General features: G+C 42.7%; 19 protein-coding genes. 1 reads left to right on the top strand and 18 read right to left on the bottom strand.

From position 1 onward, the window contains the following. Positions 1-8: 8 nt before the first annotated feature. The 11 genes from G5B11_RS03035 to G5B11_RS19280 form a co-directional block, all read right to left on the bottom strand. Entirely contained in the window at positions 9-1601 is a 1593-nt protein-coding gene (locus tag G5B11_RS03035) for a response regulator (RefSeq protein WP_158420849.1), read from the bottom strand. Between the two features lie 170 nt (positions 1602-1771). Continuing rightward, positions 1772-2701, bottom strand: coding sequence for an ABC transporter substrate-binding protein (locus G5B11_RS03030; protein ID WP_158420850.1), 930 nt, complete (start codon positions 2699-2701; stop codon positions 1772-1774). Between the two features lie 88 nt (positions 2702-2789). Then, positions 2790-3806 (bottom strand): ABC transporter permease, encoded by a 1017-nt coding sequence (locus G5B11_RS03025; RefSeq protein WP_158420851.1) that lies wholly within the window; start codon positions 3804-3806, stop codon positions 2790-2792. A gap of 22 nt (positions 3807-3828) precedes the next feature. Further along, the gene (locus G5B11_RS03020) at positions 3829-5340 is read right to left on the bottom strand and encodes a sugar ABC transporter ATP-binding protein (protein ID WP_158420852.1); all 1512 of its coding nucleotides are present in this window, start codon (positions 5338-5340) and stop codon (positions 3829-3831) included. 201 nt (positions 5341-5541) lie between these two features. Next, on the bottom strand, positions 5542-6555 hold the full coding sequence (locus tag G5B11_RS03015; protein ID WP_158420853.1) for a LacI family DNA-binding transcriptional regulator: 1014 nt from the start codon (positions 6553-6555) through the stop codon (positions 5542-5544). Between the two features lie 5 nt (positions 6556-6560). Continuing rightward, positions 6561-6716 (bottom strand): hypothetical protein, encoded by a 156-nt coding sequence (locus G5B11_RS03010; protein WP_173726835.1) that lies wholly within the window; start codon positions 6714-6716, stop codon positions 6561-6563. 43 nt (positions 6717-6759) lie between these two features. Then, positions 6760-7692, bottom strand: a complete 933-nt coding sequence (locus tag G5B11_RS03005) for a MetQ/NlpA family ABC transporter substrate-binding protein (protein WP_173726834.1) — start codon at positions 7690-7692, stop codon at positions 6760-6762. A 56-nt stretch (positions 7693-7748) separates the two neighbouring features. Continuing rightward, the gene (locus tag G5B11_RS03000; RefSeq protein WP_173726833.1) at positions 7749-8408 is read right to left on the bottom strand and encodes a methionine ABC transporter permease; all 660 of its coding nucleotides are present in this window, start codon (positions 8406-8408) and stop codon (positions 7749-7751) included. Between the two features lies 1 nt (position 8409). Continuing rightward, positions 8410-9426, bottom strand: a complete 1017-nt coding sequence (locus tag G5B11_RS02995; protein ID WP_158420886.1) for a methionine ABC transporter ATP-binding protein — start codon at positions 9424-9426, stop codon at positions 8410-8412. A 209-nt stretch (positions 9427-9635) separates the two neighbouring features. Beyond that, complete coding sequence (locus G5B11_RS02990) at positions 9636-10547, bottom strand: LysR family transcriptional regulator (protein WP_158420855.1); 912 nt, start codon at positions 10545-10547, stop codon at positions 9636-9638. 22 nt (positions 10548-10569) lie between these two features. Next, positions 10570-11343, bottom strand: coding sequence for an AzlC family ABC transporter permease (locus tag G5B11_RS19280; protein ID WP_173726832.1), 774 nt, complete (start codon positions 11341-11343; stop codon positions 10570-10572). A 295-nt stretch (positions 11344-11638) separates the two neighbouring features. On the opposite strand from G5B11_RS19280, the gene G5B11_RS02980 reads away from it, so the two are divergent. Further along, complete coding sequence (locus G5B11_RS02980; RefSeq protein ID WP_173726831.1) at positions 11639-12640, top strand: asparaginase; 1002 nt, start codon at positions 11639-11641, stop codon at positions 12638-12640. 172 nt (positions 12641-12812) lie between these two features. Here the strand turns inward: G5B11_RS02980 and G5B11_RS02975 are convergent, their stop codons facing one another. From G5B11_RS02975 to G5B11_RS02945, 7 genes are all read right to left on the bottom strand, one after another. Further along, entirely contained in the window at positions 12813-13304 is a 492-nt protein-coding gene (locus G5B11_RS02975; RefSeq protein ID WP_173726830.1) for a hypothetical protein, read from the bottom strand. Between the two features lie 45 nt (positions 13305-13349). Continuing rightward, positions 13350-14297 carry an adenine-specific methyltransferase EcoRI family protein gene (locus tag G5B11_RS02970; RefSeq protein ID WP_173726829.1) on the bottom strand — a complete coding sequence of 316 codons (948 nt, stop codon included), beginning with the start codon at positions 14295-14297 and terminating at the stop codon, positions 13350-13352. A 10-nt stretch (positions 14298-14307) separates the two neighbouring features. Further along, positions 14308-15138 carry an EcoRI family type II restriction endonuclease gene (locus tag G5B11_RS02965; protein WP_173726828.1) on the bottom strand — a complete coding sequence of 277 codons (831 nt, stop codon included), beginning with the start codon at positions 15136-15138 and terminating at the stop codon, positions 14308-14310. 22 nt (positions 15139-15160) lie between these two features. After that, positions 15161-16030, bottom strand: a complete 870-nt coding sequence (locus tag G5B11_RS02960; protein ID WP_173726827.1) for a DNA-methyltransferase — start codon at positions 16028-16030, stop codon at positions 15161-15163. Between the two features lie 105 nt (positions 16031-16135). Beyond that, positions 16136-17209, bottom strand: a complete 1074-nt coding sequence (locus G5B11_RS02955; protein WP_173726826.1) for a galactose ABC transporter substrate-binding protein — start codon at positions 17207-17209, stop codon at positions 16136-16138. Positions 17210-17220: 11 nt separating this feature from the next. Then, entirely contained in the window at positions 17221-18222 is a 1002-nt protein-coding gene (locus G5B11_RS02950; RefSeq protein ID WP_173726825.1) for a sugar ABC transporter substrate-binding protein, read from the bottom strand. Beyond that, positions 18219-20039: a cache domain-containing sensor histidine kinase gene (locus G5B11_RS02945; protein WP_173726824.1), complete on the bottom strand. Its 1821-nt coding sequence runs from the start codon at positions 20037-20039 to the stop codon at positions 18219-18221. Before G5B11_RS02945 ends, G5B11_RS02950 begins: the two co-directional genes overlap by 4 nt. Between the last annotated feature and the right edge of the window lie 7 nt (positions 20040-20046).

The raw sequence follows: 20046 nt of genomic DNA, 5'->3' as shown, positions 1-20046 counted from the left end.
TCCTGCCTTTATCCATAAAGTTTTCTATATGTAGATGGCTTTACCCCTGCCGCTTTTTCAAAGGTATGTGTAAAGTGCTTCAGATCATTATATCCTACCTTACGGCAGATCTCCGTTACCGGAAGATTGGTTTCACGCAGCAAAAGTTTTGCCTGTTCCATCCGGATATTGATCAGATATTTTGCAAAGCCTTCTCCCTCCGTTTTCTTAAACAAAACACTAAAATAAGCCGAACTCAGGCCTACCTGCTCACTTACTTCCTCAAGGGTGATGGGATCACTATAATGATTCTGTATATATTCCTTTGCCTTTCGTACAGGACGTATTGTGTCATTTTCATATCTTTCAGCCTGCTCCTTCAGGTATTTTTCCTGGAAATCCACAAGGCATCCGAAAATCTCTTCTGCTTTTCCACACTGTCCACACTGTTTCCGAAAATCGTCAAGCACTTCTGTCCGACTCTGGATCTGGATGCTGGCAGCAAAAATATCCGCAGCACCATATATAAGCTCCAGGATCTGCCATCCCTGCACACCAGGCTGATGATTCACAGCTTCCTGCAGCTCTCTTACTGCCTCGGTCCCATTGGGAATACTGAAAATCTCCACTGCATGGCTGATCTTCCTGAGATAATCGTTCAGGAGCTGGCTTTCCGGAAGATCTGACGGCTGTCCTAAATGCTCCAAAAGCCTTCCATTGCCTCTTACCAGCCGCTCCTGAATAAGCTTTCTTGTCTCCTGCATAGATTCACCCAGGCGGCAAGCCTCCTTATAAGCCGCTCCTGCCGCAATGGAAAAGCTGACCCTCTGGAACATATTTTTCTGAATATCCAGTTGTGTCAGACTGCTTTTCAGGCTTCTGCGAATCTGTTCCTTTTCTTTTTCAGGATAATTCAGAATCCCATAACAATAGTCTTCCCTGGTAAGAAGCACCAATTCCCGTCCCTGTGCTTTCAGATTCCTTTCCAGTACTTCCTCTACCTTCTCCATCAGCACATCCGTATGAGTTCCACGATTTTCCCGTCCGTAATCTGCTTTCACACAAAAGGCCTGGAAAACTCCGGGGCTGACCTGTAAGTGGTAGATCCCTGTAAGAGCTTCCTCCGACACAGCCTGTTCTGGCTGATCCAAAAGACGGTGGAGCAGGTTAGCTCTTAAGTGGTCATCATCCCTTCTGCTTCTGTTCACCAGTTCCTGATGAGACTGCCGGGATTCCTTACGCTCACGGATTCTCTTCTGAAGCTTCTGTAAAGTCTCTGTAAGTTCACCTTTATTCACAGGCTTTAAAAGATAGTATCCAACTCCATAGCTGATGGCCTGCTGGGCATATTCAAAATGTGCATATCCGCTGATGATCACCACTTCCAGATCCGGATCTGCATCCTTTACCCTCTGTACCAGCTCCAGACCGCTGCATCCAGGCATGCGGATATCTGTGATCAGAATATCCGGCTGACAATTCTGTACTGTCTCACAAGCTTCTTCCCCGTTGTGAGCCACTCCAACAACCTTCATCCCCAGTGAATCCCAATCCACCAGCGCCTGGATCAGCTGACAGATCCTTACCTCATCGTCAGCGATCACAACCTTTAAGATTTCCATAGTCTTCCCGTCCCCTTTAAAACTATATCTTTGATCTTTGTAACAGTACCGTACCTTACAGTTACTATTACTATTATTCTTATAATAATACCTTTTCTTTCAGCAGGCAAGAAGGGGATGTTGCCCTCTGGCAGCACCCCCGGTATTGGTCAGGATCATTTCTGTCCTTATTATTTATCAGAATCCTTTGTAAGTACAGATACGCCTGTGTCTGTAACTTCGCCACCAAGATCCTCGCCGCCGATTGCTCTTACAGCTGCTTTCACGCCTTCGGAACCCATAACATCCGGATTCTGTGCCATTGTGCAAAGAAGGTAGCCATCATCGATCAGATTCAGGATCGCATCAGATTTATCAAAACCAACGCCGATAATATCTGTATTTCCGGAAGCCTTGATTGCATTTCCGGCACCTGTGGTGGAGCCTTCGTTGCATCCGAAGATACCTACAACACCCTGTGTAATATAGTTCTCTGCAATACTCTGGGATTTTGCAGCATCACCTTCGCCATACTGTGTTTCCATGATCTCAAAGTCAGATCCATCAAATGCTTCTCTGAAGCCTTCTTCACGATTTACGCAGGAATCTGTTGCAGCATTTACATTGATCACACCAATCTTTCCGGAAGTTACGCCGGCTGCTTCCAGCGCTTTCTTCATTTCTTCACCGGCTGTTTTTCCTGCAGCCTTATTATCAGTTGAAAATGTTGCTTCCGCATCTACATTTGCAGGCGAATCCACATAAATGATCTTAACGTCCTGATCTTTTGCTTCCTGAAGTGCAGAGGAAATAGCATCTGGTCCGTTTGCTGCTACCATGATGGCATCATAGCCGCCTGCAACTGCATTGTTTACACACTCGATCTGCTGTGCATCATCCTTGGTATTTGGGGACATGAAATCAACCGTTACTCCCAATTCCTTTGCTTCTTCCTGAGCGCCTTCATTTAAGGTGATCCAATGCTGGTCAATTGAATCCATAGTGATCAGCGCGATCTTCTCATCGCCAGTTGCTTTTACATCATCTTCTGCATAAACAACTGCACCCATAGAAGTGATCATAGATACTGCACATACCATTGCCAAAAGTTTTCTTTTCATTGTAAAAACCCTCCTGTAATATTTTTATATAACTATCCGCCTTCTCATCTGCGGTTTAGTTCCTGTTATGAAATTCCTTTTTATTTTATTATTTTTTCTTATGTCTTCCGAACTGTCCGCTTCTTACCACTACATCCAGAAGAACAGCTGCTACAACGATCACACCGATCACTACCCTCTGGATACCTACCTGTGCGCCGATCATATTCAGTCCGTTTTCCAGTGTCTGCCATACCGCAGCTCCTGCAAAGGTTCCAAGAAGGATACCTGTACCTCCAAGTGGTGAAACACCGCCGATCACACCAGCTGCTACGCCGTACATCTCATACATGTTTCCGGCTTCCATATTTCCCATACCTGCCTGTGCACAAAGGATAAGACCTACAACACAGGAACACACAGAGCTTACCAGATATGTTTTCACTGTGGTGGAAACTACATTTACACCGGAAAGCTTTGCTGCATCCACGTTGGATCCGATGGCATAAATATGACGGCCTGTACGTGTTTTGGAAAGAATAAAGAAGAATACTACGAAAATGATCAGTGCGATCCAGAATGTGTTGTAGATTCCCAGGGTCTTTCCATAGTAGAAGCAGTTCTGGAATGTATCTGCTGTATCTTTTCCAACTCCTGTCGCAATGGCATCTGTGTTACGGTTGCCGTTTACCATGTAAGCAATACCTCTTGCCACAAACATGGTGCCAAGTGTTGCGATAAATGGCGGAAGCTTGAATTTTCCTACCAAATATCCGTTTACTACACCAACTGCCAGACATGCAACCAGTGCAATCACAATTGCAAGTATGGGATTCATTCCACCTGTCATCAGTGTTGCTGTGATCATAGCACTCATACCTACCATAGATCCAATGGATAGGTCAATGTTTCCTGTGATCAGTACATAACTCTGTGCAATACCGATCAGCAGGTATTTTGACATGGAGCGCAGCAGATTCAATATGTTCTGTCCGGAAAATACTGCCGGATTAATGATACCAAACGCAATATAGATAATGATCAGTCCCACAAATGCAGTGAGTGCTGCCCCCATTCCCCTGATTCCCACAAATTTCTTGAAGGGACTTTGTTGTTTATTGTTCATCTTTCTTTCCTCCCATCCATCGTCAGTTACTCTGGATTCCCTTATTTTCAAATGCTGTTGCCATTGTCAGGATCTCATCCTGGCTGGCCTCTTTTGCCATAACCTCTCCTGTGATCCTTCCATCGCACATAACAATGATCCTGTCTGCGATCCCCATAACCTCAGGCATTTCCGAGGATACAAACATAACTGCAATTCCCTGTTTTTTCAGGTCATTCATCAGATTATAGATCTCAACCTTTGCTCCTACATCAATTCCACGGGTGGGCTCGTCAAAAATCACAACTCTTGAATCTCTTGCCAGCCATTTTCCAACTACTACTTTCTGCTGGTTTCCTCCAGAAAGATTACCGGAATCAATTTCTACATTTGGTGTTTTGATCTGCAGATCCTTCACTGCTTTCTCACACAAGGCATTTTCCTTTGCAGAATTAACTACTCCCATTTTACTGCAGACCAGATCAAGATTGGGAAGTGCCAGATTCTGTCTGATACTCAGCTTTGTGCACAGGCCATCCTTTTTACGGTCTTCAGGTGCCAGCACCACGCCATTACGGATCGCATCCATAGGGCAACTGATCTGGATCTGTTTGCCGTCCACATAGATTTCTCCGCTATCCTTAGGATCTACCCCGAAGATAGCTCTGGTGGTCTCTGTTCTGCCGGCTCCCATCAGTCCGGCAAATCCTACGATCTCGCCTTCATACAGAGAGAAATTAATGTCTCTCACCATTTTTCCCGCATTCAGATTTTTTACCTCAAAGATCTTTTTCCCTTTCTCACACTCTACCCTTGGGAATTTTTCCTTAATCTCACGACCAACCATATTGCGGATGATCTCGTCCATGGTCATATCTTTGAAATTACCGCTGGTAATGTACTGACCATCTCTCATAATAGTAACTCTGTCCACGATATGGGACAGTTCTTCCAGCCTGTGGGAAATATAAACAATTCCTCTTCCTTCATCCCTCAGCTTCCGGATGATCCTGAAAAGATCATCGATCTCTTTAGCCGTAAGAGAAGACGTAGGCTCATCCATGATCAGAATCCTGGCATTTATGGAAAGAGCTTTTGCAATCTCCACCATCTGCTGTTTGGATACCGGAAGGTCTCCAACCACCTGATCCGGACTGATATCAATATGAAGATCATCCAGAATCTTTTTTGCTTCCTTCTGCATCTTGCTGTTGTTCAGTGAAATACCGCCCTTGATCTCCCTGCCAAGGAACATGTTCTCTGCTACCGTCAGATGACGGCACATATTCAGTTCCTGATGGATGATAGCTACTCCTGCTGCCTGCGCCTGCTTTGGTGTCAGATCCTCGTAGGATTTCCCGAAAATTTCCATTGTGCCCTCATCCCTGGTATATACACCACTGAGAATCTTCATCAGTGTGGATTTACCTGCACCATTTTCTCCCAGCAGTGCCATAACTTCTCCAGAACGCAGCTCAAATTTTACATGATCCAGGGCTTTTACACCTGGAAAACTTTTGCTGATATTGTCCATGGAGACAATGACCTTATTCATTCCATTCCCTCCCTCATCTGTTTTGCTTTCCTTTGTTGATATTATCTTAACCCAACCTGCCGAATCCGAAAAGAGGGGGGGACTTTTGCTTTAGGGGGGATTTTTTATGCAGTTATGTGAGAGTACCATTTCCAGAAGCATTTTCCTAAAAATAAGAAAAACCACCGTATTTTCGGTGGCCGTCTTATTATGCAATACAGGTCAGACAGTTTCGGTAGAATGCCTTCGCTCCAGGGCTACCGGAATCACTGTCATTTTTTCTTTTATCTTTTTGTGGTGGATCAGGTCCAACACAGACTTTCCTGCCGCAAGGGCAATAGATCTGGTGTCCTGGGTGATCGTAGTGATAGACGGATTGCAGAATTCTGTAAGGGAAACATTGTCAAAGCCTACCACCTTTACGTCTTCCGGCACACGGTAACCATGCTGCATCAGTACCTGGATACACGCCAGGGCGATCCGGTCATTGGTAGCAAAAATACCATCAAAATAACAGCCCATCACCTTAAGTACCCGCTCCATCATAATCCTGGCATCCTCGTAATCCGGAAAGATCCCGATCTCCAGCTTGCCATTATAAGGCACTCCTGCCTCTTCCAGTGCCCGCAGATATCCTGCTTTACGCTGCCGGATGGTAGACGCATAGCGCAGATCCCGCATCAGAAGAATATTCCTGCAGCCACTCTCCAGAAGCTCCCGAGTGGCCAGATATCCCCCTTCTTCATTATCCGACTGGATCAGCACCTTTGCATTCTTTGGACAACGGTCAATGTAAACAATAGGGATCGTCTCTACACTGCTGATATTCTTAATCTCGTCCTGCCCGGAAATATATATGATCCCATCCACATTCTTCTGGATCAGATTGTGGATATACATATCCTCCAGCTCATAATCTTCGTTGGAGTCGCAGATCAGCAGGGAGTAGTGATGTTCCAGGAAAAAAATATCCAGTTCGTGGATGATTTTTGCAAAAAATTCATTGGTAATATCCGGCACGATCACTCCGATACAATGGCTGCGGTTGGTACGCAGGCTGACTGCATTCCCGTTGGGTGTGAACCCGCATTCCTTAACTGTACGCAGTACCTTTTCTTCTGTTTTCTTGGAATAACCTCCGTTCCCATTCAGTACCCTGGAAACAGTGGCTGTAGATACTCCTGCCAGCTTTGCCACATCTATGATGGAAAGCTTCTTGTCTGGTGTTTCCTTCATATCTTTTATTGCCTCACATTATCATTCTTATTCCTATGATAAAGGATTTGCCATGTTTTGTCAAAAAGAAGAAATCCCGCAGACCAAACATTTGCCTGATCTGCGGGATCTGTCCATCCTGCATTACCTTTATCTATATTACTGCCGATTTCTGCTGTCATACACTGAATAAGTCTCGTCACAACCTGCATGTCAGGATCTTATTTATTCTGCAGTATCCTCTGCTGCTTCTGTATCAGCTGCTGCATCTGTGTCAGCATCTGCTGCTTCCTCAGTATCGGCTGCATCTGCAGTATCCTCTGCTGCTGCATCCTCTGTGCTGTCATCGAAAGGAATTACAGCGCCATCATATTTCTCATTGATAAAGTCTTTGATCTCATCGGATTTCAGAGCTGCTACCAGAGCTTTGATCTTGTCACTGTTCTCATTTCCTTCTTTTACTGCGATTACGTTAACATATGTTTTTGCTGCTTCGGAATCGGATTTTTCATATGCAAGAGCGTCTTTTGCTACAGAGTATCCGGCCTGAAGGGCATAGTTACCATTTAATACGATATATGCTGTCTCATCTGCCACACGTGCAACCTGCTCTGCTGCCAGCTCAACGATCTCAACATTGTGAGGATTCTCCTCAATATCATTTACAGTAGCTTCCAGTCCAACACCGTCTTTCAGAGTGATGATACCATTATCCTGAAGAAGAAGGAGTGCTCTTGCTTCATTTGTGGTGTCATTCGGTACTGCAATAGTATCTCCGTCTTCCAGATCATCCAGGCTGTCTTTTGTTCCCGGATAAATTCCAAATGGCTCGTAATGGATGCCGCCTGCATTTACCAGATGTGTGCCTTTCTCTTCGTTAAAGCTGTCAAGATATGGGATGTGCTGGAAGTAGTTCGCATCAAAATCACCGCTCTCTACAACTTCGTTTGGCTGTACATAATCATCAAATACAGTAACCTCCAGATCATAGCCTTCTTTTTCAAGGATTGGCTTTGCCTGCTCCAGGATCTCAGAATGAGGTGTCTCGGAAGCTGCCACTGTGATGGTCTTGTCATCATCATCTGCAAATACTACAGTTGTGCCTACGGTACCAAGTACAAGTGCTCCTGTAAGAGCTGCTGCGATTAATTTTTTCATAATATTTTCCTCCGTTAATCTTTTATTATTTATTTGTTATTTCTTTTATTATTTTGTTATTTTCTCTTATCAAGTCTGTTGGCGATCATCATACCAATGGTCTGGAACAGCTGAACCAGAAGCACCAGCAGAACAACGGTAACGATCATGATATCAGCCTGCCATCTGTGATATCCATATCGTATGGCAATGTCTCCAAGTCCGCCGCCGCCTACTGTACCGGCCATTGCGGAATATCCAAGGATCGTACCTGTTGCTATGGTAGCTCCTGAGATCAGTGAAGTACGTGCTTCCACAAGCATAACCTTGATCACGATCTGCCAGTTGCTTGCTCCCATGGATCTTGCTGCCTCGATCACTCCCGGGTCCACTTCATTTAGAGAAGACTCTACCATTCGTCCGATAAAAGGAATGGCTGCAATGGTCAGCGGCACGATGGTAGCCGTTGTACCATAGCTTTTCCCTACCAGGAATCTGGTAAGTGGGATCAGAAGGATCAGAAGGATCAGAAATGGGATACTTCTGAAAATATTGGCGATCACATCCAGAATCTTATATAAAAGTTTGTTTGGCTTCAGTCCTTCTTTGTCAGATACCTTTAAGAGCACACCAAGGGGCAGTCCGAAGGCATAACCCAGAAGGGTAGATACCAGTGTCATATACAGGGTTTCGCCAACTCCTGCTATGATCATATCTGTTACTTCTTTTGTCCACATATCAGTCCGCCTCCCCTATCTCAAGTCCATGCTCTTTCAGATACTCTTTCATTTCTGCAACATTACTGCTGTCTTTCATGAATTGAAGTATCATTTCTCCTTTGGCAACACCACCTACATTCTTGGTATCAGCCTTAAGGATATTTACCGGTTCATGGAATATAAGTACAAGATTGGCGATCACTGGCTCGAAAGCGGAATTTTCTGAAAAAACAATACGGATCTTCTCGCCGCTCTGGATCTCAGGCTTTGTGACTACATGCTCCACATCTGCGCCTGTATCCCGGCTGATCAGTTCCTTTGCCACCTGGGATTTAGGATGATTGAATATCTCAGCCACCAGTCCCTGCTCCTTCACTTCGCCGTCTTTCATGATCGCTACATGAGTACAGATCTCACGTACAACAGCCATCTGATGTGTGATGATAACAATAGTGATCTGGAATTTCTGGTTGATGTCCTTTAAAAGCTCCAGGATAGAGGATGTGGTCTGGGGATCCAGAGCACTTGTAGCCTCATCACAGAGAAGGATCTGCGGATCCGATGCCAGTGCTCTTGCAATAGCAACTCTCTGCTTCTGACCTCCTGAAAGCTGTGCCGGATAAGCATTTGCCTTATCTGCCAGCCCTACGATCTCCAGAAGCTCCAATGCTTTCTTTCTTGCTTCCGGTTTCTTTTTTCCCTGTATGTATAAGGGAAAGCATACATTTTCCAGAACATTTTTCTGCATCAGCAGATTAAAATGCTGGAAAATCATTCCGATTTTTTCACGCTCCTTCCGAAGCTCTTTCTCTGAAAAATCCCCAAGAGATTTCCCATCTATAAGAACCTGGCCTTCACTTGGTACCTCCAGGAAATTCATACAGCGTACCAGGGTGCTTTTCCCTGCGCCGGACATTCCAATGATACCGAAGATATCGCCGGATCCGATTGATAAGTTTACATTTTTCAGTGCCTGAACCTCTCCCTCTTTTGTGGAAAAAGTTTTGCACACATTTTGAATCAGGATATCGGACATGTCACTTGTTACCCTTTCTTTTTCTTTCATCGTCGATAGTGATACTATACCACCTCTCTATGAAAAGTGGTAGTTCTTAATTTTTAGCGCTAGTTATAGCTTGTTCCTATAGCCGTGTGGGACGTACAAAAGTCCGTCACTGGCATTTACCCCATAGCTTTTACTGACTCCTTATGGATAAATGCAGAGTGCACAAACGCAAATAATCTTTACCGCAGGGCCTTATCCTTATATCTGGAAATCTCCTCCAGGTACTTCTGCCCTAACGGACTTATGGTTACTCCACGGCGTACCAGATATCCGATGGTCATCACCTCATCGGACTTCAGTTTTACAGCACAGTAATCAGATCCATTCAATTCCTCACAGATGATGCCGGAACACAGGGTATAGCCATTCAATCCTACCATAAGGTTCAGAAGAGTAGCTCGGTCATCTGCCTTGATCAGCCTTTTGTATTCATAAGTGCTCAGCACTTCTTCTGCAAAATAAAAGGAATTATATCCTCCCTGTTCAAAAGACAGGCAGGGGTATTCCCTTAATTCTTCCAGGGTAATCTCTTCTTTGTCTGCCAGCGGATGTCCTTTCCACATATACACGTAAATACTACATTCCAGGATCTTATGGAATTCCAGGTTGGACTCATGGAACAGCTTGGTAAGCACTTTTCTGTTGAAATCATTCAGATATAAAATGCCGATCTCGCTTTTAAAATTCTTCACATCCTGGATCACGTCATAGGTTCTGGTTTCATGAACTGCAAATTCGTATTCATCCATACCAAACTGCTTGACCATCTGTACAAAAGCACTGACAGCAAAGGTATAATGCTGCATGGATACACTAAATTTTTTTCTTTCTTTTTCTTTGGATACGTACTTGGACTCTATCAATGCATACTGCTCTACCACCTGCCTTGCGTATCCCATAAATTCTTCTCCTTCCGGAGTAACGGATATGCCCCGGTTGGTTCTTCTGAAAAGCTCAACCCCTATCTCTTCTTCCAGCTCCTTGATGGCAGAAGACAGGCTAGGCTGGGAAATATACAGCTTTCTTGCCGCCTCATTCATAGAAGAAGAATTTGCAACCGTGATTGCATACCGCAACTGGGTTAATGTCATAATACTCCCCTCCTTTTCCCTGTTAAAACACAAGCTGTACAAGAAGCATATAAACCACAGTTCCTGTTCCTATGCTCAACAACACATTTTCCTTCCATTTATGCAAAGCAACGATCACCGCAATGGCAATCAGCTCCGGTATACCGTGAGGTGATCTTATCAGTGACACATTTCTCAGGCAATAAACCACAAGAAGTCCCATCATTGCCGGTGGCAGAACCCTTCCAAGATACAGCACGGTCTTCGGCGGTTCCTTGGAATCGGGGAACAACAGAAAAGGAGTAAATCTGGTGATCATCGTCCCCAGCGCCACTGCCACTGTAGCGGCTGACCAGTAAAAGTAATCCAGAAAAGTGATAAAAAAATAAAACAATCCCTTTTCCACATCTTCCGGCGGCTCCACACTGGATACTACGGAAAAAGTCTCATCGCACAATGCAAAAATAAGGAAAAACCTTTTCTTTCCAAGACCTTTATATTTACCCAGCATGGATAATCCGTAAAACAGATGTCTTGCATTGATCATAAAGCTGAGTAAAAACGCCTGGAGGGGATCAAATACAGTGGTCAGAAGCGGCACCATTGCGTACTGTACACTTCCTCCAAATCCGATGGCGCTCATAAGAAATGCCCACAATACTCCATAGCCATTGGATGCCATCAGAAGCCCATAGGCGATCCCAAGCGCCGCAAAGCCTGTGAGTACAGGAATCGTGTAAGGAAATGCGGCTTTAAAGGCCCGCAGGTATCTGCTCTTTGTTCTGTCTGTCTTTATCTGCTGCAATGTCTGTTCCATCCTGTCTTCTCCTGCGTTTATTATTCCTATGATAGTTTTATCCCCTGTATTTGTCAATAAGCAGGTTATGGCTTTCGCCGATAGGTAGCTCATATGGCTTTTCAGACTTTCTCTGATAGGTAACTCATATAGCCTTACAGGCTTTCTCTGATAGGTAACCCCACCTTGACAAAGGATTTCCGGACAAAGTAAAATGATCTTAAAATAGGCTCTGTGATAAAACAACAATATACAGATAAAGCTTTTATACAGATAAAACTATTGATCTTTCAAAAATGATCTTTTCGGAGGTACCATGAAGAAAATCTTACTAATCGCCACAGGCGGCACCATTGCATCCAAATATACCAAGGACGGCCTTTCTCCTCAGATCTCTGCAGAGAAACTTCTCTCCTATATCCCTGCAGCGTCCGCCTTCTGCACCATTGACACACTGCAGCCCTTTTCTCTGGACAGTACCAATATAAGCCCCCAGCACTGGATCCAGCTGGCGGCTCTCATTGAAAAAAAGTATGAATTTTATGATGGCTTCGTGATCTGTCATGGCACAGATACCATGGCTTACACTGCAGCTGCCCTTTCCTATCTGATCCAGAATAACCGGCGTCCTGTAGTGATCACAGGTGCACAAAAGCCTATCGACCTGGCTATTACCGATGCCCGTTCCAACCTGCTGGACAGCCTGCGTTTTGCTTCCCATGACCGTGCCCACGGCGTGTCTATTGTATTTGGCGGTAAAGTCATTGCCGGAACACGGGCAAAGAAAGAATTTTCCAAAAGCTATAATGCTTTTTCCAGTATTAATTATCCGGATATTGCTTCTATCCATGATGAACGGATCATCTTCTATATTGATGATAAAGACCAATCCACCAGACCTCTTCAGTTTTATCATGATATGAACCGAAAGATCTTTTTATTGAAGCTGGTTCCAGGCATTGACGGACGTATCCTGGATATGCTGGCGGATTCCTATGACGGATTGATCATAGAATCCTTTGGGGTAGGAGGGCTTCCGGACTATGGGGACTCCAGCTTCCAGGCCTCACTGGAAACATGGATATCCTCCGGCAAGATCGTCTGTATGGCTACCCAGGTCACACACGAGGGCAGTGACCTGGAAGTATATCAGGTAGGCAAAATGATCAAAGAGCGTTTTCCTATCCTGGAATCCTATGATATGACTCTGGAAGCGTCTGTAACAAAGCTGATGTGGGCACTGGCCCAGACCCAGGACTATGACGCCTGCCGTCAGCTTTTCTACACAACTGTAAATCATGACCTGCTGTTTGTTTAAGAATATCCTATTTCTTCATAAGAAGCATCTGGATCTCACCCTGGTTCTCCTGGGTGACGATCCTGAGTGACACAATAATTCATTTTAATCATCAAATTTCAAGCATAGATATTTGTCCAAACATGGTTCAAAAGGATGTTTATCTTCATATTCATATTCTCATTTTCCTTGTTCAACTCATTTTTTCTATACTATTTTTTATTTCATCAACGATTTCTTCTATATTCTTATTTTCTGTACTAACTCTAATCGCTTCCAAATAATTTTTATTCAAATATTCTACTTGCCATCCAACCTTCTCCATCTGTTGCCTTTGTATTTCTGGATTACGTATATCATCATTTTTTATACGCAACTTAATTGTATCTTTTGAAGCCTCAAGAATTACATGCATCATTGGAATTTGTCTTGCTTCAAAATAATCTAATAGCTCCGCCTTACATAATTTATCAACAAGAGACATTGATACTATTAGCATTTTTTCTAAATGAATTTGAACCTCTAAATCATTTCTAAATTCTTTTAAAAAATATTTATTATGATAAGGAAACATTCCTGCAAGAGTTTTTGCCGGATTTTCCCCCATCCATTTCATCCAATATAAGTCCGATTCTATGTATTCAGCATTCTCATTCTTAAAAACTTTTGCCAGTTCTTCTGCCACACATGATTTTCCGACTCCATTGGAGCCATCTATCCAAATGATCATCTATATAACCTTTCTGGAATAACCCGAACATTTTGCTTCTTTTCTTTTAATAAGAATTCGGAAATATGGAGTTTTTCCATTCACCCGTAGATCCTTATCGTCATCACCCTTTCTAAACTTAATAATCTCAAACTGATCTGGATCGTACTTGTTCAAAAAAGTGATCGGCACTCCCATCGCTCCCATATAATCGGCAGGTATATCTTGTGTTTTATTAACATTTATTCCACAGTAATTATCATAAAATGGATATGCCTCTTCATTACCTTCATATTTCTTTACAAGCTTGATTGGCTGATGTCTTTTTTCATTATCTAATGAAGTTAACCACATACAGTTATTGGGCGAAATAATTCTGTCACCATTTTCATGTACTCTAGCTTCTGTACCATACAATTCGTAACTTTCAGGAACAATAAAACCGGATATTCCTCGTCCAAAGCGAACCCCCAACCATGCTCTATTAGCCTGGATCAATGGAAAAACTTCTTTGTAAGTAATTGCATTAATGTTACTAATGATAAGAAAATCTTTATTATAACTGTCTAATTGCCTTATATATTCTCTAAATAACGAAAATGGGGGATTAGTCACAACTATATCACTCTGCTCTAAAATTTTTACGCATTCATCACTGCGAAAATCTCCATCTCCTTGCAATAAAGTAATCTCTACATTTTTTCCATCATAACTATAAAAGCTAGCTCTCTTTCCGTAATATGTTGCATATAGTCTTTTTAATTTTAACTCCACAAAATGATCGTGAAAGTATTTCCAAAAATTCGACATTTCAGGATTATCACAATTACAATATACTGTTTTATTTTTAAAATGTTTTGTATAATGAATCATTTCTTTTTCAATATCAATTAACTGAGTATAAAACTCATCCTTTTTATTAACTTTCGCTTTATCTAGAAGTGTATGATCAACCACTCTTTTTTTCATAAATCAAACCTTACTTCCTTGTAATCTGAATAAACAAATCCTTTCCAAGCATTTTTAATGACGTTCTTGCAATATCCAACATAACATTGATCATATCTTCATCATTCCAATGTCCTCCTTTTCCTTTTGTATAGATTGAAGCCGCCTGCAGCATAATAGTAACACCATTACACTTAACAAACTTGTTTTCACACAAATTTGTATTGATAGGCATTCCGTAATTTGAAGCAGTTAAACGATCAAGCCTATTCAAATCTCCCGCATTATATGTCAAAATCACTTCTCTTCCATCCGGTCTTGTTACGTTTACATTTTCAGTAAGAAAATTTGAGCCCTCAAGAAAAAGAATGTACGGAAAATAGTTTTCTCCCAACATAAAGTTTGCAATTTCACTAATATTTTTATGTGCTCTTTCAATTGCATTACCTGCAACCATTGTATCCTGATTTCTATTTTTTCCTACCAACACACCCCTTTGTATATTTTCAATATCTTTTCCTTGATGTTTCGCTTCTGAAACGACAACCACTCTCCAGTTTCCATTATCGTCCTTCACTTCAATTAATCCGCCATCCGGGATAATTTTTGCATTTTCAACAAACAATGTTTGTCCCAAATAGTTATCAATTTTCTTAAGAGCCTCATTAATCTCCTTTTTAGAAAGCTCCTTCCTATAACGAAAAGTCAACATAGGGAACTCCTCTGAAAGCCTATTCATTACAATCATTGATGTATTAGACACTTCTTTATCATGCACCTGTGCATCCTCATGAAAAATTGAAATTGGCCCTTGTCCTTCTATTTGCTGCTCTGATAGTCTATCAGACTGTTCTTTTTTCATTCGTTTATACTCCTTTTGTGCTTTATACAAAAAAATCATCAATATTTTCAATTGCTTTATATGATGTGCTTTGGCCTAACTCTTTCATCGCCAAAAGATGTTTATCAAAGTATTCAAGTGATTTTTTATCACTATCACACATTAAACAATGTCTCCCCTCATTTATACATACCCTTCCAACTGTTCCGCTACCAGCAAAAAAATCCAATACAACAGCACCAGGATAAGATAATGATTTTACCAACCGTGCAATGAGCTCAACGGGTTTTTGTGTCGGATGCCCAACGCGCTCTTTACTGTTTCCATTTAATCGTCCAACCTCCCAGACATTGGTAGGATTCTTCCCTTTTCTCGTATTTTCCGGGTTTAGTCTTTTGTCTTTTAATGCATTTTTCAAATCTTTCTCCGAATAAGGAACTCTAACTGAATCCAAGTCAAAATAATAATTTTCTGTTTTAGCTAACCAAATTATCTCTTCATGTCTATTGGCAAAAAAGCGCTGTGCAGATATACCATTTTTATAATGCCATATTATAGTATTTATCAGTTTAAACTTCGTATAGTGTCTTATATACTGTATAATATCAAACAAATCACCCGACTTTGTATCCCTAAATTGTATCCCACCAAAAACAATCATATTTCCATTTTGGGACAAAACTCGATAGGCTTCATCAATCCACTTTGATGCCCATCCAATATAATCCTTATATATATCCCATTCGGCAAGTTTTAGATTATATGGTGGATCAATGCAAATTAACTGGATCGAATTATCCGGCAATTGTTTTAGAAATTCAACACAATCTAATATTTTATGTAGAATTTTAATCTCTTTAGGGAATTCAAAATCTAAAGCTGATTTATGTTTTAAACTATCATTTTTCCGCATTTTATTCAACAATACCTTTGCACGATTATTATGAAATTTGCTATTTTCTTCTGATTACGTAACAAATTTACTAAAACATCCTCTCTCTTACATTTTGCTGCTTCCCTACTTCATAAGAAGCATCTGGATCTCACCCAGGTTCTCCTGGGTGACGATCCTGTAATGCATACGGATGTACTTTCCGTCCTGAAGCTCATACTCCTCCGGAAGTTTTGTCCCTGCCGTGATAGATCTTGCCAATTCCAGCATCCCATCTGCCTGTCCCGCTGCATCATTTAGCACAGTTCCCAGCATTTTCCCATCATTGACTGCGTTCAGTCCCACTGTTGTACCGTCGATCCCAAGTACCATGGGCCAGTCCTGGGAATCCGGATCATAACCTGCAGCTTCCAGCGCATCCACTGCGCCAAGTGCCATATCATCATTATTGGCAAGCACTACCTCAATCCTGTTTCCGAACCGCTCCAGGAACTGCTTCATCTTATTTGCAGCCTGATCCCTGTTCCAGTTAGCGATCTCATCGGAAAGCTTCTCTACCAGATAACCACTTCCAGTGATCTCATTGATAACAGACATGGTGCGTACCATAGAATCGTTATGACCGGCTTCTCCTTCCAGCATAATATACTGAAGTACTCCGTCACCATTCTTATCAATACGGTTAAAATCCTTTTTACATTTTTCTACCAGAATATCACCCTGCAGTTCTCCTGATTCAAAAGCATCTGCGCCTACATAATACAGCTTGTCCCACCGTTCCAGATCTTCCTGTACCAGTTCCCTGTTAAAAAAGATCACCGGCACATCACTAGCCTGGGCCTTTTCAATAATGGTGGACGCATCTGTCCGGTCCACCAGATTAATGCAGACCACGTCCATCCCATCTTTAATAAAATCATCCATCTGATCATTCTGGATCATCTGGCTTTTATTGGCATTTTCCACATCCATAGTGATGGAAATCCCCCAGTCTTTTTCCCTGGTCTTTGCATAGTCCTGAAAATTAGAAACCAACTCTGACACAAACGTATCATATTGATCATACACACTGATCCCGATCTTCAGATTTTTCCCATCCTGCTCCTTCCGGCTCTGACCTGTTCCGCATCCGGAAAACACAATAGCAGCAGTTGTAAAGACTCCTATGGTCCTGTATATTCTTTCTGTTTTTTTCTTCATCTAAGCCTCCGTCAGATGCTTGGGAAAAGCAGACGTTCATTGTCTGACTCATATAAAGTATCCTGTGTAACAAGCTTGTACTTTATATTGACCTGCTCCGTAAAATAACCCTTTTTTTCTTTATCCACCAATGTCTGTATTCCCTCATACCCCATGTTAAACTCATTCTGGTATACAAACCCCTGCAGCAGCCCATTATCCAGATCTGTAACCGTCTGCAGAGTATTCCCGATCCCGTAAATGCGGAAAGTTTTTCCTTCCTGTTCCCTGGAAGAAGCTTCTCCCTGCCATGCAGCTGCAGCTTCTTCTGTAGAAACTTTATCCAGAGCCGCAATATACTGTCCACATTTCTGGAAATTGGTTCCAATATACAATCGTAGGCTGAAATCCCCTTCCTTCCTGGAAAGATCCTGGATCTCCACCGGCGGCTCAGCTTTTTTCAGCTGATCCACAAGACCTTCATATCTCTGGCTTACACTGTCCCGTTCCATATATTCACGGATCACTGTCACTACACGCTGACTACCCTGTTCTTCCATATCCTTCAGGATCTTTTGCCCCAGTGCCTGGCCCATACCATAATCATCCCCGGTAATGCTGAAATAATTACTGCTGCTTATGCCTGAAGCCCCGGTTTCCAGTGCAACCAGGGGTATCTGGATATTATCATCTTTCAGTGCGTCTCCCAAAGCCTTGCTGTCCACCGCTGCAAATAATATCCCTGAAACTCCGGAATCAATCTCCCGGCGTATCAATTCTGCCTGCTCCTGTGCCGTATCTCCTGTGCTCATATTCACATAATTCACTTTCAGCCCGAAATCTTCCTCAGCCTGACGGATCCCCTCCAGAAGGGTAGTCCATTCATTGTCCGTATTCTGATATAAAATAACGGAATACACAGACGGACTGTCCGAAGTGCCGCGAATTGCCCCATAATAATAGGACACAGCAAGAAGCACCACCGCCGCAAAGATCACTGCCCAGATGGCAATATGGTTTCTTTTTTGCGTCATGCTTCCACCTCCCCTGGCGCCTTTACTTCTTCTGTCTTTGGCAGATGGATCCTTACTATGGTTCCCTGATCCGGCTCGCTGATGATCTTCAGTCCGTATGCTTTGCCGAAATAAAGCTGGATCCTCTGATGTACATTCCGAAGACCTATACCTGATCCTTTACTTCGTATTCGGGTATCATCTGTAAGAAGCCTTTCCACCTGCTCCTCTGGCATACCAAGGCCGTTATCTTCCACCTCGATAAACAGATCTGATCTTCTGGTGTAGGCACGAATGGTGATCTCTCCGTCACCATCCATATATTCCATGCCATAATAAATCGCATTTTCAATCAATGGCTGAATGATCAGCTTGATCGTCTTATACTTTTCAATTCCTTCCTCGATCTCAAAGCAGGAAACAAATTTATTCTTATATCGGTATTTCTGAATATCCAGATAGCTTCTGGCGTGCTGCAGTTCATCCCCTACCGTAATGATGTTTTTTCCTTTGGAAAGGCTGATCCTGAAAAGCCGTCCCAGTGCCTGTACCATAGATACTGCATCATCATACTGTTCTGCCTCGATCATCCACATAATGGAATCCAGTGTATTATAAAGAAAATGGGGATTGATCTGTGACTGTAAGGCATCCAGCTCACTTTTCCTTTTCTCTTCCTGCTCTTTTACAATGTCATCCGTCAGCTTGCGAAGCTGCTTCACCATACTTTTGATGGTTTCCCCAAGATGCTGGATCTCCGGCGGCCCGCCAATGTAGATCCCTTCCCCGGCTCCTTCTGCCAGTCGTTCCTGCTCCACACCTATACCGCGCAGAGAATCCTCCAGGCTCTTCAAAGGCATAGACACACGTACTGCCACAAACTGGTTGGCAAAGATCATAACAAGTATAGAAATAATGATTATGATCACCGCCATGATCCTGGTCTGACTGAAATTCTGATAAAAATTGGTCATAGGCGTAACACTAACGATCTTCCATCCGGTATAACCTACGGTTTTTACCATCACCATCCGGTCCTGTCCCTGGAAATTCTCTCTGTGAAGGCCATCACTATAGCTGACTGCCTGCTGGTTATTTTCTTTCAGCATATTGGAAAAAATCAGGTTCTGCCTTGGATGATATATGATCTTGCCATCCCCGTCCACAAGGTAGACATAACTTAATTCCTGGCTGTTGACCTTTGTAAAAAGCTGGCGGATACCACTGAAATCCATATCAACAAGCAGAATACCGCCGGACAGCTTACCATCACTGGTCAATTCCACACCGCGGCTTAAGGAAACTACCCAGTAATACCTGCCGCTGCTGTTTTCAAAAATATTCTGTACGTGCAGTTCGGAAAAATGCAGATTCTCCATTTTGTCCTTTGCGCTGGTAAACCAGGTCTGATCCTGGATATCTGCGTTATCTTTCATAGTACCCACAGGCGATGCCCCGATCAGCTCTCCCTCCTCTGTAAAGCAGGAAATACTCACCAGATTGTCTTTATTTACTTCATACAGAAGATTTAATTCCTGACTAATGTCATCCCTTGCAAAATCCACATTTTTGATCACATTGTAATACATCGCATCAGAAATACGCATCATATTCCGCAGGTAAGTATTTAAATTCATTTCCACCTGTCCCAGAAGCTGCTGGGTATCCTGGATCACTACATCTTCGGAAGCCCGTCCGTAGCTTTGATAAAGAAACACTCCGATAAATGCCATTCCCACAAGAGCAACAAAGGTAAATGAAAGAGAGATCAAAAACTGCATCCCCCGGTTATTTACAGCATTCGTCAGCTTCCTCCATAATTTCCTGATCTGTTTCATCCTGCTC

Source organism: Blautia glucerasea, from assembly GCF_013304385.1.
Taxonomy (GTDB): domain Bacteria; phylum Bacillota; class Clostridia; order Lachnospirales; family Lachnospiraceae; genus Blautia_A; species Blautia_A ammoniilytica.
The sequence above is the reverse complement of the archived record's forward strand: the minus strand, read 5'-3'. Positions and strand labels throughout refer to the sequence as shown.

Coding starts and splice junctions, on each gene's coding strand:
- G5B11_RS03035 (WP_158420849.1), bottom strand. CDS start 1,601: ATGGAAATCTTAAAGGTTGTGATCGCTGACGATGAGGTAAGGATCTGT.
- G5B11_RS03030 (WP_158420850.1), bottom strand. CDS start 2,701: ATGAAAAGAAAACTTTTGGCAATGGTATGTGCAGTATCTATGATCACT.
- G5B11_RS03025 (WP_158420851.1), bottom strand. CDS start 3,806: ATGAACAATAAACAACAAAGTCCCTTCAAGAAATTTGTGGGAATCAGG.
- G5B11_RS03020 (WP_158420852.1), bottom strand. CDS start 5,340: ATGAATAAGGTCATTGTCTCCATGGACAATATCAGCAAAAGTTTTCCA.
- G5B11_RS03015 (WP_158420853.1), bottom strand. CDS start 6,555: ATGAAGGAAACACCAGACAAGAAGCTTTCCATCATAGATGTGGCAAAG.
- G5B11_RS03010 (WP_173726835.1), bottom strand. CDS start 6,716: ATGACAGCAGAAATCGGCAGTAATATAGATAAAGGTAATGCAGGATGG.
- G5B11_RS03005 (WP_173726834.1), bottom strand. CDS start 7,692: ATGAAAAAATTAATCGCAGCAGCTCTTACAGGAGCACTTGTACTTGGT.
- G5B11_RS03000 (WP_173726833.1), bottom strand. CDS start 8,408: ATGTGGACAAAAGAAGTAACAGATATGATCATAGCAGGAGTTGGCGAA.
- G5B11_RS02995 (WP_158420886.1), bottom strand. CDS start 9,426: ATGTCCGATATCCTGATTCAAAATGTGTGCAAAACTTTTTCCACAAAA.
- G5B11_RS02990 (WP_158420855.1), bottom strand. CDS start 10,547: ATGACATTAACCCAGTTGCGGTATGCAATCACGGTTGCAAATTCTTCT.
- G5B11_RS19280 (WP_173726832.1), bottom strand. CDS start 11,343: ATGGAACAGACATTGCAGCAGATAAAGACAGACAGAACAAAGAGCAGA.
- G5B11_RS02980 (WP_173726831.1), top strand. CDS start 11,639: ATGAAGAAAATCTTACTAATCGCCACAGGCGGCACCATTGCATCCAAA.
- G5B11_RS02970 (WP_173726829.1), bottom strand. CDS start 14,297: ATGAAAAAAAGAGTGGTTGATCATACACTTCTAGATAAAGCGAAAGTT.
- G5B11_RS02965 (WP_173726828.1), bottom strand. CDS start 15,138: ATGAAAAAAGAACAGTCTGATAGACTATCAGAGCAGCAAATAGAAGGA.
- G5B11_RS02960 (WP_173726827.1), bottom strand. CDS start 16,030: ATGCGGAAAAATGATAGTTTAAAACATAAATCAGCTTTAGATTTTGAA.
- G5B11_RS02955 (WP_173726826.1), bottom strand. CDS start 17,209: ATGAAGAAAAAAACAGAAAGAATATACAGGACCATAGGAGTCTTTACA.
- G5B11_RS02950 (WP_173726825.1), bottom strand. CDS start 18,222: ATGACGCAAAAAAGAAACCATATTGCCATCTGGGCAGTGATCTTTGCG.
- G5B11_RS02945 (WP_173726824.1), bottom strand. CDS start 20,039: ATGAAACAGATCAGGAAATTATGGAGGAAGCTGACGAATGCTGTAAAT.